This window comes from Variovorax sp. FW301-JW7, from assembly GCF_058788795.1.
Window position 1 is genome coordinate 646811 of sequence record NZ_JBYTBC010000002.1, and the last position, 16752, is coordinate 663562.

At 68.6% G+C, this 16752-nt stretch carries 18 protein-coding genes; 3 read left to right on the forward strand and 15 right to left on the reverse strand.

The window, feature by feature from the left end; genetic code table 11:
* Positions 1 to 5 precede the first annotated feature (5 nt).
* The 9 genes from AC3WQM_RS08025 to AC3WQM_RS08065 form a co-directional block, all read right to left on the reverse strand.
* Complete coding sequence (locus tag AC3WQM_RS08025) at positions 6 to 542, reverse strand: MarR family winged helix-turn-helix transcriptional regulator (RefSeq protein WP_095946830.1); 537 nt, start codon at positions 540 to 542, stop codon at positions 6 to 8.
* Positions 543 to 776: 234 nt separating this feature from the next.
* Positions 777 to 2234 (reverse strand): N-acyl-D-amino-acid deacylase family protein, encoded by a 1458-nt coding sequence (locus tag AC3WQM_RS08030; RefSeq protein WP_492677794.1) that lies wholly within the window; start codon positions 2232 to 2234, stop codon positions 777 to 779.
* Positions 2235 to 2247: 13 nt separating this feature from the next.
* Positions 2248 to 3252 (reverse strand): ABC transporter ATP-binding protein, encoded by a 1005-nt coding sequence (locus AC3WQM_RS08035; RefSeq protein ID WP_492677796.1) that lies wholly within the window; start codon positions 3250 to 3252, stop codon positions 2248 to 2250.
* Positions 3249 to 4283, reverse strand: a complete 1035-nt coding sequence (locus AC3WQM_RS08040) for an ABC transporter ATP-binding protein (RefSeq protein ID WP_070095027.1) — start codon at positions 4281 to 4283, stop codon at positions 3249 to 3251. Before AC3WQM_RS08040 ends, AC3WQM_RS08035 begins: the two co-directional genes overlap by 4 nt.
* A gap of 13 nt (positions 4284 to 4296) precedes the next feature.
* Entirely contained in the window at positions 4297 to 5214 is a 918-nt protein-coding gene (locus AC3WQM_RS08045) for an ABC transporter permease (RefSeq protein ID WP_492677798.1), read from the reverse strand.
* A 29-nt stretch (positions 5215 to 5243) separates the two neighbouring features.
* Complete coding sequence (locus AC3WQM_RS08050; protein WP_056574393.1) at positions 5244 to 6179, reverse strand: ABC transporter permease; 936 nt, start codon at positions 6177 to 6179, stop codon at positions 5244 to 5246.
* Between the two features lie 15 nt (positions 6180 to 6194).
* On the reverse strand, positions 6195 to 7772 hold the full coding sequence (locus AC3WQM_RS08055; RefSeq protein WP_489062388.1) for an ABC transporter substrate-binding protein: 1578 nt from the start codon (positions 7770 to 7772) through the stop codon (positions 6195 to 6197).
* Between the two features lie 49 nt (positions 7773 to 7821).
* Positions 7822 to 9273 carry a M81 family metallopeptidase gene (locus AC3WQM_RS08060; protein ID WP_492677800.1) on the reverse strand — a complete coding sequence of 484 codons (1452 nt, stop codon included), beginning with the start codon at positions 9271 to 9273 and terminating at the stop codon, positions 7822 to 7824.
* 33 nt (positions 9274 to 9306) lie between these two features.
* Positions 9307 to 10467, reverse strand: coding sequence for an NAD(P)/FAD-dependent oxidoreductase (locus AC3WQM_RS08065; RefSeq protein ID WP_492677802.1), 1161 nt, complete (start codon positions 10465 to 10467; stop codon positions 9307 to 9309).
* Positions 10468 to 10671: 204 nt separating this feature from the next.
* Here AC3WQM_RS08065 and AC3WQM_RS08070 point away from each other — a divergent pair, with 204 nt between their 5' ends.
* The 3 genes from AC3WQM_RS08070 to AC3WQM_RS08080 are packed head-to-tail and all read left to right on the forward strand — an operon-like array spanning position 10672 to position 12042.
* Positions 10672 to 11385 (forward strand): helix-turn-helix domain-containing protein, encoded by a 714-nt coding sequence (locus tag AC3WQM_RS08070; RefSeq protein WP_390345616.1) that lies wholly within the window; start codon positions 10672 to 10674, stop codon positions 11383 to 11385.
* Between the two features lie 58 nt (positions 11386 to 11443).
* Positions 11444 to 11641 (forward strand): hypothetical protein, encoded by a 198-nt coding sequence (locus tag AC3WQM_RS08075; protein ID WP_492677804.1) that lies wholly within the window; start codon positions 11444 to 11446, stop codon positions 11639 to 11641.
* A gap of 50 nt (positions 11642 to 11691) precedes the next feature.
* The gene (locus tag AC3WQM_RS08080; RefSeq protein ID WP_492677806.1) at positions 11692 to 12042 is read left to right on the forward strand and encodes a DUF2200 domain-containing protein; all 351 of its coding nucleotides are present in this window, start codon (positions 11692 to 11694) and stop codon (positions 12040 to 12042) included.
* A 7-nt stretch (positions 12043 to 12049) separates the two neighbouring features.
* Here the strand turns inward: AC3WQM_RS08080 and AC3WQM_RS08085 are convergent, their stop codons facing one another.
* The 6 genes from AC3WQM_RS08085 to chrA form a co-directional block, all read right to left on the reverse strand.
* Positions 12050 to 12865, reverse strand: coding sequence for a class I SAM-dependent methyltransferase (locus AC3WQM_RS08085; protein ID WP_492677808.1), 816 nt, complete (start codon positions 12863 to 12865; stop codon positions 12050 to 12052).
* A 215-nt stretch (positions 12866 to 13080) separates the two neighbouring features.
* The gene (locus tag AC3WQM_RS08090; protein ID WP_492677810.1) at positions 13081 to 13446 is read right to left on the reverse strand and encodes a DUF2845 domain-containing protein; all 366 of its coding nucleotides are present in this window, start codon (positions 13444 to 13446) and stop codon (positions 13081 to 13083) included.
* A 44-nt stretch (positions 13447 to 13490) separates the two neighbouring features.
* Positions 13491 to 13787 (reverse strand): hypothetical protein, encoded by a 297-nt coding sequence (locus AC3WQM_RS08095; RefSeq protein ID WP_159274588.1) that lies wholly within the window; start codon positions 13785 to 13787, stop codon positions 13491 to 13493.
* Between the two features lie 134 nt (positions 13788 to 13921).
* Positions 13922 to 14380 carry a chromate resistance protein ChrB domain-containing protein gene (locus AC3WQM_RS08100; RefSeq protein ID WP_492677812.1) on the reverse strand — a complete coding sequence of 153 codons (459 nt, stop codon included), beginning with the start codon at positions 14378 to 14380 and terminating at the stop codon, positions 13922 to 13924.
* A complete protein-coding gene (locus tag AC3WQM_RS08105) occupies positions 14377 to 15303 on the reverse strand; it encodes a Fe-Mn family superoxide dismutase (RefSeq protein WP_492677814.1) in 927 nt (308 codons plus the stop codon). Before AC3WQM_RS08105 ends, AC3WQM_RS08100 begins: the two co-directional genes overlap by 4 nt.
* Positions 15304 to 15313: 10 nt before the next feature.
* Positions 15314 to 16687: a chromate efflux transporter gene (gene chrA / locus AC3WQM_RS08110; protein ID WP_492677816.1), complete on the reverse strand. Its 1374-nt coding sequence runs from the start codon at positions 16685 to 16687 to the stop codon at positions 15314 to 15316.
* Positions 16688 to 16752 lie beyond the last annotated feature (65 nt).

Here is a 16752-nt window from a genome sequence, read left to right on the forward strand (position 1 = left end):
GAGCCTTACTTCTTTCGGGAGGGAGCGGAAGAACCGGGGGAGGAAGGGGGCGATTCCTTGCTTTCGCGCAGCTGCACCAGCAGGAATTCGAAGATGTCGCGCGAACCTTCTTCGGCGTCGATGAGCTTGTGCATGATGCGGCGCAGGTTCTCGATGTCGGCGACGCTCAGGCAGTCGAGAAAGCGCGCTTCCATCTCGTGCCCGATGGGCTCGGCGCGCAGCACCATGTCGATGCCGGCGGGGCTCAGGCACAGGCGGATCTGCCGCGCGTCCTCGGCGCCGATCTGGCGCTCGACCAGCTCGCGCTGCACCAGCGAACTCACCAGCTTGGAGACCAGCGTCTTCTCGATGGCGCAGGTCTGCACCAGCTGGCCCATGGTGATGCCGGGCGCGGCGCCGATCATGCGCAGCAGGCGCACGTCGCGGATCGACAGGCCGAGCTCGATCTCGTAGATGCGCGAGCCGCGGTCGCGCGTGCGCTGCGACGCCAGGTCGAGCAGGACGTTGAGGTAGTCGTCTTTCAGGCGAAGCGGGGCGTGCATGGCGGGTTGGTAGAAGTCTTCAATAGTTGAAATATTCAACTATGTGGACAAACTACGCAAGCTCCGGGCCAGATGTCGAGGGAAATCCCCTAGAAACGCACTGCCAGAGGGGAAAAGCGCAAAGAAGAAAGAAAAACCGGGCCCCTGAGGCCCGGCGTGTTCACCGATCCGGTGCTGCGCATGCACCAGGATGCGAAGGCGGGCACCGTGCAGGCGCCGCCGGGGTGCGCGCTGTCAGGCGGCGTCCTGGCGCACGATCACCTGCCCGTTGCGCGCCCCGCTGTGCACGCCGTGGCGCCAGGTGACGGCGCCGTTCACGATCACCGCGTCGATGCCTTCGGCCGGTTCGGTCGGCGTCTCGTAGTTCGCGGTGTCGCGCACGGTGGCGGCATTGAAGACCACCACGTCGGCGTGGTGCCCGACCTTGAGCGCGCCGCGCTCGTGCAGGCCGAAGTTGCGCGCCGTGAGCCCGGTCATCTTCCAGACCGCCGTCTCCAGCGGGAACAGCCCCACGTCGCGGCTGTAGTGCCCCAGCACGCGCGGGAAGGTGCCCCACAGGCGCGGGTGCGGCTTGTCGCCCAGCGGAATGCCGTCGGAGCCGATCATGGTTTCGTCGAAGGCGAGCACGCGCTGCACGTCGTCCTCGTCCATCATGAAATAGATGGCGCTGCCGGGCGACAGGCGCAGCGCGGCCTCTTCGCCCGACACGCCCCATTCGGCCGCGATGTCCTTCAGGTCGCGGCCCGCGCATTCGGGGTGCGGCACGCTGGAGGCGATGAGCACGCGCCCGTCCATCATCCCGCGGTCGGTGCGGATCATGGTGGAGCCGGCCGTGTACGGATAGCAATCGAGCCCGATGCACTGGTGCTTCATCGCTTCCTGAATGAAGGGCAGTGTGACCTTGGTCTTGCCGAAGTTCTGCGTGTTCTGCACCTTGTGGTGCGACACCACCACCGGGATGTCGAGCGCGCGGCCGATGTGGAAGGTTTCTTCGAGCGACTGCATCACGTGGTCGCTCTCGTCGCGCATGTGCGTCACGTACAGCGCCTTGCGCGCCGTGAGCGGGCGGCCGACCTCGATGATCTCCTCGGTGGTCGCCTTGACGGCCGGCGGGTAGAAGGTGCCGGTCGACAGGCCGATGGCGCCGGCCTGCATGGCTTCTTCGACCAGCGCCTGCATGGCGGCGATCTCCTGCGCGGTGGCGGGGCGGTCGAGGTCGGACATGGTCACGGCGCGCAGGGTCGAGTGGCCGACCATCGCCGCCACGTTGACCGACGAGGGCGTGGCGCGCAGCGCGTCGAGGTAGGCCGCAAACGTCGTGAAGCGGTCTTCCGGCGGCGTTTCGAGCAGGCTCAGCGGCATCGGCAGGTCCATGTCGGCGCGCAGCGGCGCGGCGCTGATGCCGCAGTTGCCCGCCACCACCGTGGTCACGCCCTGCGACACCTTGAAGGGCATCTGCGCATGCGACAGCACGGCCTGGTCGTCGTGCGTGTGCGAGTCGATGAAGCCCGGTGCGACGATGCGGCCGGTGGCGTCGAGCGTCTGGTCGGCCGTGTGGCCCGCGAGCTTGCCGATGGCGGCGATGCGGCCGTCGACGATGCCCACGTCGGCGTCGAAGCGCGGCGCCTTGCTGCCGTCGATCACGGTGCCGCCGTGGATCAAGAGGTCGTAGTGGGGTGTCTTGTCGGTCATGAGGGCAGTGCTTTCAACGGAAGTGGCAGGCGACCCAATGGCCGCCCTGGGAAGACGAAGGGCGCTCGCTCAGTTCGGGCGTCTTCTCCTTGCACACGGCCTGCGCCATCGGGCAGCGCGTGTGAAAGCGGCAGCCCGAGGGCGGGTTGGCCGGGCTCGGCGGGTCGCCCTGCAGCAGCAGGCGGCGTGCGGGCGTGCGCGGGTTGGGCACGGGCACGGCCGACAGCAGGATCTCGGTGTACGGATGGCGCGGCGCCGAGAACAGCGTGTCGCGGTCGGCGATCTCCACGATGTGGCCGAGGTACATCACGGCCACGCGGTGGCTGATGTGGCGCACCACGGCGAGGTCGTGCGCCACGAAGAGGTAGGCGATGCCGAACTCGGCCTGCAGGTCCATCAGCAGGTTGACCACCTGCGCCTGCACCGACACGTCGAGCGCCGACACGGGCTCGTCGCAGACGATCAGCTTGGGGTTGAGCGCCAGCGCGCGCGCAATGCCCAGGCGCTGGCGCTGGCCGCCCGAGAACTCGTGCGGAAACTTCTTCGCCGCCTCGGGCCGCAGGCCCACGCGCGAGAACAGCCACTGCACGCGTTCGCGCCGCTCGGCCACCGACACGTCGCCGAAGTTGCGCAGCGGCTCGGCCACGATGTCGCCGGCCGTGAGGCGCGGGTTCAGCGAGGCGTACGGGTCCTGGAAGATGATCTGCAGGTCGCGCCGGCGCTGGCGCATCGCGTTCGCGGGCAGGGTCAGCAGCTCTTCGCCGTTCAGCCGCACCGAGCCCGAGGTGGGCTCGACCAGCCGCATCACCGACTTGGCCGTGGTGGTCTTGCCGCAGCCCGATTCGCCGACCAGTGACAGCGTCTCGCCGTGCCCGACGTTGAACGACACGCCGTCGACCGCCTGGATGGCCGGCTTGGCCGGGCGCAGCCAGCGCCGTGGCGAGGTGTAGTGCTTGCGCAGCTCGCGCACCTGCAGCAGCGGCGCCTTCGTGGATGTTGTTGTGGTTGTCGTCGTCATGCGCTCACCTCGGCAGCCTCGTCGGTCCATTGTTCCTGCACCGCGAAGCAGGCGACCACGTGCCCGTCGCCCTGCGTCGAGAGCGGCGGTGTCTCTCGGCGACAGCGTTCGCGCGCCTGCGCGCAGCGCGCGGCAAAGGCGCAGCCGCGCCCGAGCTCGTGCGCGGCGGGCACCATGCCCGGAATCTCGTGCAGCCGCGCGCTCGACGTGCTCATGGCGGGCATCGAGGCCATCAGCGCACGCGTGTAGGGGTGCAGCGGGCGGTCGAACAGGTCGACCACATCGGCCTCTTCCACCTTCTTGCCGGCGTACATGACGACCACGCGGTCGCAGCTTTCGGCCACCACGCCCAGGTCGTGCGTGATCATCACCACGCCCATGCCCAGCTCCTTCTGCAGCCGCTTGATGAGGTCGAGGATCTGCGCCTGGATGGTCACGTCGAGCGCGGTGGTGGGCTCGTCGGCGATCAGCACCTCGGGGTTGCAGGCCAGGGCCAGCGCGATCATCACGCGCTGGCGCATGCCGCCCGAGAGCTGGTGCGGGTACTCGTTCACGCGCCGCTCGGGTTCGGGGATCTGCACCAGGCGCAGCATCTCGACCGCGCGCTGCAGCGCCTCGGCGCGGCTGGCCTTCTGGTGCAGCTGCACGGTCTCGGCGATCTGCCGGCCCACGGTGAGTACCGGGTTCAGCGAGGTCATCGGCTCCTGGAAGATCATCGAGATGCGGTTGCCGCGGATCTGCCGCATCTCGCGTTCGCTCAGCTGCATCAGGTCGGTGCCGCGCAGGCGCACCGCGCCCATGTGGCGACCGGGCGGCGTGGGCACCAGCCGCAGGATCGAGAGCGCGGTCACGCTCTTGCCGCAGCCCGATTCGCCGACCACGCCGAGCGTGCGGCCCGCGCGCACGGTGTACGACACGCCGTCGACCGAGCGCACGGTGCCGGCGAGCGTGCTGAAGTAGGTGCGCAGGTTGTCGACCTCGAGCAAAGGCTCGCCGGGGGCGAGGGTGGCCTGGGACATGGGGATGGTCATGGCGCGTTCCTCTTCACAGCTGCCGCGCCAGGCGCGGGTCGAGCGCATCGCGCAGGCCGTCGCCAAGCAGGTTGATGGCCAGCACCGTGGCCGCCAGCAGCAGGCCCGGGTACAGGATGATGTGGAAGGCCACGGTCACGAAGTTGCGGCCCTCGGCCATCATGTTGCCCCAGCTCGGCGTCTGCGAAGGCACGCCCACGCCAAGGAAGGACAGCGCGGCCTCGGTGAGCACGGCGGCGGCGGCCACGAAGGTGGCCTGCACCACCAGCGGCGCCACGATGTTCGGCAGCACGTGGCGCACGAGGATCACCGGCAGCCGCGTGCCGACCGCATGCGCGGCCTCCACGAACAGCTGCTCGCGCAGCGTGAGCGCCAGCGAGCGCACCAGCCGCACCACGCGCGGAATCTCGGGCACGGTGATGGCGATGATCACGGTCGTGAGGCTGGCGCGCGTCACGGCCATGAGTGCAATGGCCAGCAGGATGCCGGGGATGGCCATGAGCCCGTCCATCACCCGCATGATCGGGCCGTCGGCCCAGCGCACGAAGCCCGACACCAGGCCCAGCGCGATGCCGAAGAAGGTGGCGAGCACGGCCACCGAGGCGCCGACGATCATCGACACGCGGCCGCCCCACACGGCGCGGCTGAACACGTCGCGGCCCAGCGCGTCGGTGCCGAACCAGTGCTCGGCCGAGGCCGGCTGCATGCGCGCCAGCGGGTCGATGTCCTGCGGGTCGTGGGTGGCGATCCAGGGCGCGGCGATGGACAGCGCGGCCACCGCGATGAGCAGCAGCGCGCCGACGATCAGCGTCGGGTGCTTGCGCACCCAGCGCCAGCGCGGCGGTACGAAAGGGGCGTCTTCGGCGGAAGCGGCGGCGGCATCGGCGGGCACCGGCGCATCGGCCTCGCGCAAGGGCAGGGCAGTGGACATGGCGTCGTGGGGCTCGTTCTTTGTTCTAGCTAGTACTGGATGCGCGGATCGAAGAGGCGGTAGCTCAAATCGATCAGGAGGTTGATCAGCACGTACACGCCCGCCGACAGCAGCAGCACGCTCTGGATCACCGGGTAGTCGTGGCGCTGCACCGAATCGATCACCAGCCGGCCCACGCCCGGAATGGCGAACACTGTCTCGGTGACCACCACGCCGCCGATCAGCAGCGCAATGCCCGCGCCGATGGTGGTGGCGATGGGAATGGCCGCGTTGCGCAGCGCATGGCCGAGCACCGGCAGCACGCCCAGGCCCTTGGCGCGCGCGGTGCGGATGTAGTCCTCGTGCAGCACCTCGAGCACGGTGGCGCGCGTCATGCGCGTCACCAGCGCGATGTACACCAGTGCCAGGTTCACGCAGGGCAGCACCAGCGCGCGCAGCCAGGCGCCGGGGCCTTCGGAGAAGTTCACGTAGCCCTGCACCGGGAACCACGGCAGCTGCACCGCGAAGGTGTAGACCAGCAGGTAGCCCACGAGGAACACCGGCACCGAGAAGGCCAGCACCGCGAACAGCATCACGAGGCGGTCGATCCAGGTGCCCGCGCAGTAGGCCGCGAGCGTGCCCAGCGGCACGGCCGTCACCAGCGTGATGAGCATGGTCAGCGCCGCGATCGACACCGTCGGCTCCAGCCGCTGGCCGAGCAGCTGCGTCACCGGCACCTGCGTGAAGATCGAGGTGCCCAGGTCGCCGGTGAAGATCTTGCCGATCCACAGCCCGAACTGCTGCCACAGCGGCAGGTTCAGCCCGAGCGCGGCGCGCAGCTTGTCGATGTCTTCGGTGGTGGCGAGGTCGCCCGCGATGAGCGCGGCCGGGTCGCCCGGCGACAGGTGGATCAGCAGGAACACCACCACGGCCACCACCGCCATCACCGGCAGCGTGGAAAGAAAGCGTCGAACGATGTAGCCCATGGTGGTGCGCGTGGCTTACTTGTCGAGCACCCAGACGGTGGGCATGCCAGCCCACATCTTGTCCAGCCCCTTGATGCTGGCGCGCGCCGCGAACGCGGCCGAGTACTGGCCGGCGTTGATGTACGGCACGGCCTCGTAGGCGCGCGACTGGAAGGCGTCGAGCAGTTCCTTGCGCTTGGCCGGCACGGTTTCCTTCAGCCAGGCGGTGCGAAGCTCGTCGAGTTTCTTGTCGCAGGGCCAGCCGGGCAGCGTGTTGCCGCAGGCCGCGCCCAGGTAGGCGTTGCTGATGGGCGAGTTCACGTCGAACTCGCCGGCCACCGTGACGTACATGTTCCAGCCGCCGGCGTCGGACGCATCGCGCTTGGCGCGGCGTGCACCGATCGAGGCCCAGTCCATGGTCTGCGCATCGACGTTCAGGCCGATGCTCTTCATGGTCTGCGCGGCCATCAGCGCCTCGGCATTGAGGTAGGGCACGTCGCTGGGCACCATCAGCACCACCTTCTCGCCCTTGTAGCCGGCGTCGGCGAGCATCTTCTTCGCCTTGGCGACGTCGGCCTTGCGGAAGGGTTCCGCGCCGGCCGAGGTGTCGTTGGGGCTGCCGCAGATGAACCAGGTGGCGCAATAGGCCATGCGCATGTCCAGCGGAAAGCCCATGGCCGCGACGAAGCGTTCCTGGTTCACGGCCTGCAGCAGCGCCTGGCGCACCTTCGGGTTGTCGAAGGGCGGGTGCAGCTGGTTCATCACCAGGAAGCCCTGGTAGGCGCCGCCGGAGCCGATCTTGATGTTGCTGTCGGTGCGCAGCGGCGCGATGTAGTCGGGCGCCAGCTGCTCGATGTAGTCGACCTCGCCGCGCTTGAGCGCCGAGATCGCACTGTTGGCGTCGGGCAGGTAGAGCCATTCGACGCGGTCGAGGCTGGTCTTCTTGCTGCCGGCCAGGCCGCTCGGCGGCTCGCTGCGCGCCACGTAGTTCGGGTTGCGCACGAACACCGTCTTGTTGCCCGGCACCCATTCGTCACGCTTGAAGATGAAGGGCCCCGAGCCGACGACCTCGGTGAGGGGCGCGGTGGCCGGCAGCTTGGCGATGCGCTCGGGCAGGATCACCGGCGGAAAGCCCGAGGGCTTGGCCAGCGCGTCGAGCACCATGCCGAAGGGCTCGTTGAGCGTGAGCGTGAGGGTGCGCGCGTCGGTCGCCTTCCACTCGGCACCCACGCCCGTCATGGCACGGCCCAGGCTGTCGCGTGCCGCCCAGCGCTGCAGTGAGGCCACGGCGTCGGCCGAGGTCACGGCGGCGCCGTCGGAGAACTTCAGGCCGGGGCGCAGCGTGAAGCTCCACTGCTTGCCGTCTTTCGAGGTCGTGTACTTCTCGACCATCTGCGGCTGCGGCTTGCCGGTGGCATCCTGCGCGAACAGCGTGTCGTACACCATGTGGCCGAAGTTGCGCGAGATGTAGGCCGTGGTGAAGGTCGGGTCGAGGATCTTCAGGTCGGCATGCGCCACCACCTTGAGTGTCTTGGGCGGCGTCTGGGCGAGCGCGGGAAGGCTGGCGGCCGAAAGGGCCAGGGCAGCGAGGGCAGCAAGCGTTCGTCGGGTCATCGTCGGTTCTCCGGTCGGTGGGGCGAAACAAAAAAGAAGAAGAGGGAGTTCAGGCGGCGACGCCGATGGGCCACTTCGGCAGGCGAGCCTTGCGGTACGGCAGGGTGGTGAGGTCGAGCGTCACGGCGCCCGGCGCGCCGGCGTAGATCACATGCTTGGCCACCTGGGAGTACGACGCGTAGAAGTGCTGCGACGACTTGACCACGACGATCTTCTTGGCCGCCAGGTCGCAGCCCAGCTGCGTGAACAGGTCGGTGCCCATGGCCTGGTTGCGCCGCGTGATCAGCACGATGTCGATGCCGTTGACCTCGACCAGCGCGCAGTCGCCCATGGCGGTGGGCGTGTTCGACAGGCCCGTCATCACCAGGTCTTCCTTCAGCGCCTTCACGGTGCATTCGAGGTCGAGCGGGTCGCCCGACAGCGGGCTGATCTTGCCGCCGATGCGCATCTGTAGCTTCGCGCCCACGCCGGCGTCGAAGGCGATGCGCACGGCGATCGGGTCCCACATCGGGCCCAGGGCCGCATTGGTGATGCCGCGCTCGAGCATGCGGCGCAGGATGAAGGTGGAGTCGCTCGCCGCGCCGCCGCCGGGGTTGTCGGCGCCGTCGGCCAGCACCACGGGGCCGCCGTCGAAGGCCAGGGCCTCGTCGAGCGAGTCGTCGATGCTGGGGTAGTTGACCGTGAGGCCGTCGCGCATGCCGATGACTTCGTCGGCCAGCTGGCGTGCCAGTGCATTCGCCTTGGCCTGGTCGCCGTCGGTGTAGACCAGCACCTTGGTGCCCATCTCGGGCACGTCGCCCCACGAGAAGCCGTGCGTGAGCGAGACCGAGAGCACGCCGTCCTTGCCTTCGAGCGCCTGCATGCGCTGCACGAAGCTGCGCGCCGGTTCGCGCGAGGTGTGGACGGTGACGATGATGTCGCAGTCGACCATCGCGACCACCGGCTTGACCTTGCCTTCGACGGCCGCGGCACAGATGTCGACCAGCTCCAGCCCGCGTTCGAGCACGTCGGTGTGCGGGTACTCCTTGAAGGAGACCATCACGTTGGCGTTGTCCACCATGGCGGGCGTGAGGTGGTTGTGCGGGTCGAGCTCGGCGCCGATCACCACATCAGGGCCCACGATCTGGCGCACGCGCGCCAGCATGTCGCCTTCGCAGTCGTCGTAGCCGTCGGCCACCATCGCGCCGTGCAGGCCGAGCAGCACCATGTCGACCGGCAGCGCGGCGCGCAGGTCGTTCAGCATCTCGTCGCGCAGCGTTTCGTAGGCGTGGCGCGTGGTGATGCCGCTGGGCTGCGCGCCCGCCACCATGCCTTCGAGCAGCGTCCAGCCTTTTTCCTTGCCGCGGATGCGCGCGGCCCACAGCGGGCCCGAGTAGATCGTCAGCGCATCGGGATGCTGGCCGGCGGGAAAGTAGCCGCGGTCCTTGAAGGACGCGATGCCGGTCGGCATCGGGCCGAAGGTGTTGGTTTCGGTCGCGAGGGAAGCACTGAAGACACGCATGGGATGGTCTCTTGGGGTTGTGGGTTGTTCTTGTCAGGCGGCAGCGGCAGTGCGCAGTCGCTGCGGCCCGAGCATCTCGGCCGTGAGCCCGAAGCCCGCGATGCGCTCGGGCAGCGGCAGGCCGCGTGCCAGCGCGGCGCAGGCCTCGCCCATGGCGGCCGAGGTCTGGATGCCGTAGCCGCCTTGCGCCGCGACCCAGAAGAAGCCGGGCGCGTCGGGCGCGAAACCGCCCACCAGGTCGCCGTCGGCCACGAAGGAGCGCAGGCCGGCCCAGGTGCGCGTGGGGCGGCGGATGGCGAGCGTGGTCGCCTCCTCGATGCGGTGCATGGCGATGGCGATGTCCATCTCTTCGGGTTGCACGTCCTGCGGCTCGACCGGGTCGGCGTTGGCCGGCGAGCCCAGCAACATGCCCGCGTCGGGCTTGATGTACCAGCCTTCGTCGGCGGCGAACACCATCGGCCAGTGCGCCACGCTCTGGCCCTCGGGCGGCGCGAAGATGAAGGCCGAGCGGCGGCGCGGCTCGATGCCCAGCGGGCGCACGCCCGCCAGCTGCGCGATCGTGTCGACCCAGGCGCCGGCGGCGTTGAGCACCACGGGCGCTTCGTACACCGTGCCACCCGCCGTCACGCGCCAGCGGTCGCCCACGCGCTCCATCGCCGTGACGTCGGCGTCGCACACCAGCTTGCCACCGGCCTGGCGCATGCCGCGCAGGTAGCCCTGGTGGATGGCGTGCACGTCCATGTCGGAGGCGTCGGGTTCGTACACCGCGCCGGCCACCTGCTCGGGGCGCAGCGCCGGCACCATCTCGCGCGCCTGCTCGCCATCCAGGCGCTGGGCGCCGACGTTCATGGCGCGCAGCAGCTCCCAGTGCGCTTCGAGCTCGTGCAGGTGCTCGGTGCCCGCGACCATCATCGCGCCGCGCGGCGTGAGCAGCGGGTGCTCGGCGAAGCCTTCGGGCGGGTGTTCGAGGAAGGCGCGGCTGGCCATGGTGAGGGCGCGCACCTGCGGCGTGCCGTAGCTCTCCATGAAGAGCGCCGCCGAACGGCCGGTGGAGTGGTAGCCCGGCTGGGCTTCGCGTTCGAGCAGGATCACGCGGGCATGCGGGGCGAGCCAGTGGGCCACCGAGGCCCCGGCGATGCCGCCGCCGATCACGAGGTAGTCGGCCACGACGGGAGTGGTTGTGCTTGTTGTCATCGCCGAAAAGTGTAGGTAGAAATTTGCGGATACGCAAATTGATTTGCGCCAACCAAGGGGAAACCATGGGTGCAACACCGAGGTGAAATTTGCGTACACGCAATTTGCGCATACGCAAAACGCATGCCGGGGCTGTCGCGCCGTGCGTGGCCGGCCGAGCGCGGGGCTGGCAGAATCGCCCGGCATACCTAGAGAAAGCCAAGCGTGACTCCACACACAGGGAACCGGGGCGGGGCGAAGCCGAAGGAAGAGCCGCCCACGCTGGACCGCACCACTTTCGGCCATCGCCTGCGCACCGCGCGCAAGCGTTTCGGCTGGACGCTGGCGCAACTGGCCGAGCGCTCCGGCGTGTCGATCACCACCATCTCGCGCGCCGAGCGCGGCCAGCTCGCGCTCGGTTACGAGAACTTCACCGCGCTGGGCCGCGCGCTCGAGATGGACATGAACGCCATGTTCGCGGGCGCCGGCGTCAAGCCCGAGCAGCTCGACGGCCCGGTCGTCACGCGCGCGGGCAAGGGCGTGGTCTACAAGGGGCTGGCCATCGCCTACGAGTTCCTGGGCACCACCGCCGCCGGCAAGCAGATGAGCCCCATCGTCGGCACCGTGCACGCGCGCCGCATCAACGGCCCCGAGGACTTCGTGCGCCACACGGGCGAAGAGTTCGCCTACGTGCTGTCGGGCGAGATCGACGTGTACTTCGACAACGGCGAAGTGGTGCGCCTGGCGCGCGGCGATTCGCTGTACTTCGACAGCCGCCTCGGCCACGCCTACGTGAGCGTGAGCCGCCAGCTCGCGAAGATCGTGGGCATGACCTCGGGGGAGAGCGGGCACATGAAGTCGGCGCGCGAGGCGCCTGCGATGAAGCCGGCGCGCAAGACTGTGGCGGCGAAGAAGACAGGTCGGGGCGGGAAGGGGTGAGGGACGCGGCGCTTCTCGGGCGCCATTTTTCGCTCAAGCGAACACGGAAAGGATTCGAATGGCAGATTGGAAAGGTCGACTCTTCTTTCTCGCCTTCGGCGCACTCGTTGCTGCGGTCGGCTATTTGTTGAACCACTGGGGTGAGCCGGTCGGAATCCTGATCGGCCTCGTGGGTGGGGCGTGTATTGCCGTGAGCACGGTGTTTTCGGATCGCCTGTTCGAGAAGACCATCGGCTTCATGGCCCGGTTCTGGTAGCGGTGGAGCGCCGTCAAAATCATTCCGACCGACATGAAGGAGACATGACGATGTCAGAGCACCGGATCTTCGCGATGCCGTTCGCCAAGGTGTACCCCATGTACGTCCAGAAAGCGGAGCGCAAGCAGCGCACGAAGGCAGAGGTCGACGAGGTCATCTGCTGGCTCACCGGCTACGACGCGGCGGGGCTGCAGCAGCAGATCGAACAGCAGAACGATTTCAGGACCTTCTTCGCGCAGGCCCCGGCGCTGCACCCGAACCGCGCGTTGATCAAGGGCGTGGTGTGCGGCGTGCGCGTCGAGGAAGTCGAAGACCCGCTGATGCAGAAGATCCGCTACATGGACAAGCTGGTCGACGAGCTGGCCAAGGGCAAGGCGATCGAGAAGATCCTGCGGACGTAGTACATGTTTAGCCGGTCGCCACGATGACGTGCGCCTGGATCTTCCCAGCCACCGGCCCGGTGCCATGCCGGCTGGCAATCGCCTCGGCCGAGCGGTCGGTCGCGAGCTGAAGCAGGCTCGCATCGCGCGCCTCGATCTCGTTGCGCAGCGGCGTTCCCTGGCAGTAGGCCATGGCCACCTCGCTGGCAGAAGGCGAGCGGCTCAGCTTCTCGAGCGTCTTGATCTCGATGTCGGTGAACCCCGCGCGGCCAAGGTCTTGGCGGATCAGTGCGACGTCGTGGTAGCCGTGCGGCGTGCGCGCGAGAAAGCGCGGCGGGTCGTCCGGGAACACGGTGGCGACAGCGCGGGTGACGTCGTCGGCGAAGGCGTTGTCTTCGATGCGGTCCCAGACGCTGAACACGAAGCGCCCGCCGGGCTTGAGCACGCGGCGCGCCTCGCTGTAGCCGGCGACCCGGTCAGGGAAGAACATCGCGCCGAACTGGCAGAGAACCACATCGAACGAAGCATCGTCGAACGGCAGGGCGAGCGCGTCGGCCTGCCGCCATTCGATGCGGTTGTCAGCCGCTTGGCGGGTGACGGCGTAGTCGAGCATGGCCGGGTTGAGGTCGGTCACCACGTAGCGCGCGTCGGCGCCGAGCTGAGGTGCCAGCATCCGCGTGACCGCGCCGCTGCCGGCTGCCGTTTCCAGCACCGCGCCGGGTGAAAACGCAGCGACCAATGCTGCGACGTCGACGGCGTAGCCCTCGAAGATCAAGGGGACCATCAGCGTGTCGTAGAACTTCGGGATCGAGCCCGCGAACACCTTGTCGCTTTCGGCAGCCATGGGAACTCCTTGAAAGCTCTGAACAGTGCATGGCTTGACCATGCATTGCAGAGCGGGCTTGCTCCCTTGCTCCAACGCGTCCGTTGCCTGTTTGGGCATGCGTGACGGGGACGATGGGCCATGGTGGCCCTGCCGGGCATCGTCGTCAACGCCGTTGCGCGGGCGTTCTCCCCTGTAGTGGGTACCGGAGATGTTGCCGGGCGTTTCCCGGCGCTTCAACGGCCGCGGTCGCCGTCGCGCACCGATTCGATGGTGCCGTTGTAGAGGCGCACGATGCCGAAGAAGGTGCCCGGACCCCGGTCGTAGGTCCATTCCTCCATCGGTACGCATTGATTGGCGAGCACCGCCTCGGGGCTGCCCGGCCGGAACGGCGTGAGGACCCAGCCCAGCTGCACCATCGGCACACAGACCGCCTGCCGATAGACCGGCTCGCCGCAGGTCTGGAGCAAGGTCGCAGGAGATGCCCCTTTTCCGACGAGGTAGCCGTTGCAGGCGAGGGACTGTGCCGAGGCCGAGCCGGTCGCGAGCAGGGCGGTGGCTGCGATCGACAGCCCCGTGGCGAGGCGTGCGAAACGAATCACGCCCGGCATCGTTGACCCTCTTGAATGCTTCATGCGTTCGTCACTCACTCACGAACCAGCTGGGCGTACCGCCAGAGGCCCCAGATCGCACCGACGGTGATGCCGATGCCCACGCTCCAGCCCGCCGGCACATCGAATCCGAGCGCCAGGATCAGCATCAGGCCGACGCTGACCAGCGCGATGAACGTCAGCGTGACGAAATCGAAGCGCGCGACCTCGACGGTGTCTTCCGCCACGCTGCGGTTGCGCTGGCCGTGCTTGCGGCGCAGGCCTCGGAACAACAGGACATCGAGAACGAAATCGAAGATGCCGACGACAAGGTCGGCCAGGATGCTCCACATCGGGATGCTCCATGTTTGCAGTGACACCCTGGGTTGTCGCAGACCTCGCGATGGTCCGACCCGGGTGGAGCGGCGGAGCCGGGCGAAATGTTAGCGTGCTTCCGGCAAGGCAGGCCGTCGTCCTCCGACCTGCTTCACCCCGGCATCTTCGGTGGCCAGTTGTGCGTCTCGCCGCGGCCCTCGCGGCACCACGCATACAGCGCGTCGTACATCACCAGCCCGTGCTGCAGCATGGCGTGGTCGTCGGCGAACACGCGCGACAGGCCCAGCGAGATCGCGTAGAGCCCGGCCGACTGCGGCGTGAGGTCGAGCCGCGAGGTGTCCGCACCGCGCACGATGTCGGCCATCTGGTGCAGCGCAGGTTCGGTGAGCCGGTACTTCGCGAGGAAGGCGTCGAAGCTGCAGCGCTCGCCGACGTGGCTCATCTCCACGCCCGGAATGTCGTAGGGCGTGGCGCCGGTGCTTTGCGCCATGGCCAGCACGTCGGCCGATGGCACGTAGAGAAACTCGGCCTCGCGGTCGATGAAGCGCAGGATCAGCCACGGGCAGGCGATGCGGTCGATCTTCGGGCGTTCGCGGGTGATCCATTTCATGACGTGGCTCCTGGGTCGGCAGGCTTGGGCTGGAGCGGCCGGCCGGCGGCCTGCCAGCCGTCGATGCCGCCGCGCAGATAGCGTGCATCCAGGCCCGCGGCGCGCAGCCGCAGGGCCGTGCTGCGCCCCACCTCGTGGCCGTAGACGCAATAGACGACCAGCGCGCGGTCGGCCGGGAGTTCGGCGGCCCAGCGATCGATCGTGGCTGGGTCGCGCCAGCGGGCACCGGGGAGCATCGACGCGGCCTGCGCGAACACGCCGGCACGGCGCACGTCGAGCAGCATCGAACCGGCCACCTCGTCCTGCGCTGCGGCGAAGGGTTCGCTGGCGGCGTGCACCGCCTGCTGGTAGCGCGCATACGCCGGCGCCCAGTCGATGTTGGCCATGAAGGCATCGACATACGCGCCGGCGGCGGCGCCGTGGTCCAGGTGGTAGGCGTGCTCGTACATGTCCAGCGCCAGCAGGGGCGTGCCGCCCGCCAGCGCGTGGGTGTGGTCAGCAGCCCATTGGTTGACCAGCGTGCCTTCACGCGGCTGGAAGCTGAGCAGCACCCAGCCCGAACCGCCACCGAGCGCCTTGCCCATGGCTGCGAATTCCTCGCGCCATCGGTCCACGCTGCCGAAGCTGGCCGCCAATGCGAGTGCCATGGCAGGCTCCATCGTCTGGCCGTCGCCGCCGAGCGATGCGAAGTACAGCTCGTGCAGCAGCATCGAGTTGCTGGCGATGAGCTCTTCGCGCTTGAGGCCGTTGAGTGCGAAGCCGGGCATGGCGGTGAACGATGCCGTGGCGAGCTGCGCGCGGATGGCGTTGAGGCGCTTCACGGCGCCGCCATAGTTGTTCTGGTGATGGCTGTTCAGAAGCTTCTGCGACAGGCCCCGCAGCGTGGCGGGGTCGAAGGGCAGCGGTTGGGGGCGGGCGTCCATGGGAACTCCTTCAGCGCGGCAGGGCAGACAGCCACGTGAGCGCCAGCCCGATGGCCGCGCAGGCACCGAGCAGTGGCATCACGCCGACCTTGAAGCGGAACAGGGCGAGCGTCGCGGCCACGGCCATCACCGCCGACACCGCATCGAAGCGGCCTGCAAAGCCATGCGGCCAGAGCACGTGGTACGCGAAGAACAGCGCCAGGTTCAGGATCACGCCCACCACCGCCGCGGTGATCGCCGACAGCGGCGCCGTGAAGCCCAGCCGGCCGTGCGTGGCCTCGATGGCGGGCCCGCCGGCCAGGATGAAGATGAACGAGGGCAGGAAGGTGAAGAAGGTGACGACCGTCGCGGCCAGCGCGCCGGCGAGGAACAGCGAATCGGGCCCCAGCACCTGCGTCAGCCAGCCGCCGACAAAGCCGACGAAGGCCACGACCATGATGAGCGGCCCCGGCGTGGTTTCTCCCAGCGCCAGCCCGTCGATCATCTGCGCGCCCGAGAGCCAGTGGTACTGCTCGACGGCCCCCTGGTAGACGTAGGGCAGCACGGCATAGGCGCCGCCGAAGGTCAAGAGCGCGGCCTTGGTGAAGAACCATCCCATCTGCGAGAGCGTGCCGTGCAGGCCCTGGGTCGCGACGAGCACGCCCATGGCCAGCAGCCACAGGCCCAGGCCGATGCCCAGGATCTTGAGCAGGTGCGCGCGGGAAAAGCGTGCGTGCGCTGGCGTGGGCGTGTCGTCGTCGATCAGCGCCGGGCCGTAGTGCTGCTGCGCGCTGCCATGGCCGCCGCCGAGTGCGAACACCTCGGGCGCCCGTCGCGCGCCGAAGTGGCCGATGAGGCCGGCGGCCAGCACGATCGCCGGAAACGGCGCGTCGAACGCGAAGATGGCGACGAAGGCCGCGGCGGCGATGCCCCACATCCACCGGTTCTTCAACGCGCGGCTGCCGATGCGGTGTGCCGCGTGCAGCACCAGCGCGGTGACCGCGGGCTTGATGCCGTAGAAGATGCCCGCCACCACCGGCACGTTGCCGAAGCGCAGGTAGACCCACGACAGCGCGATGAGGATGAACAGCGAGGGCAGCACGAACAGGGCGCCGGCCACGATGCCGCCGCGCGTGCGGTGCATGAGCCAGCCGATGTAGGTGGCCAGCTGCTGCGCCTCGGGGCCGGGCAGCAGCATGCAGAAGTTCAGCGCATGCAGGAAGCGCTTCTCGCTGATCCAGCGCCGCCGCTCGACCAGCTCCGCATGCATGATCGCGATCTGCCCGGCGGGCCCGCCGAAGCTGATGAATCCGAGCTTGAGCCAGAAGCGAAACGCTTCGGCAAAGGAAATGGGCGTGGGGGGCGCAGGAAGCGCTGAGGGGGCGTCAGGCAAGGCGGTGTCCACGGAAAACTCCGTTGAGGGTCACCAGCGCTTGGACGGGACACCGTCTTGCTTTGCAGCGCGGGAGG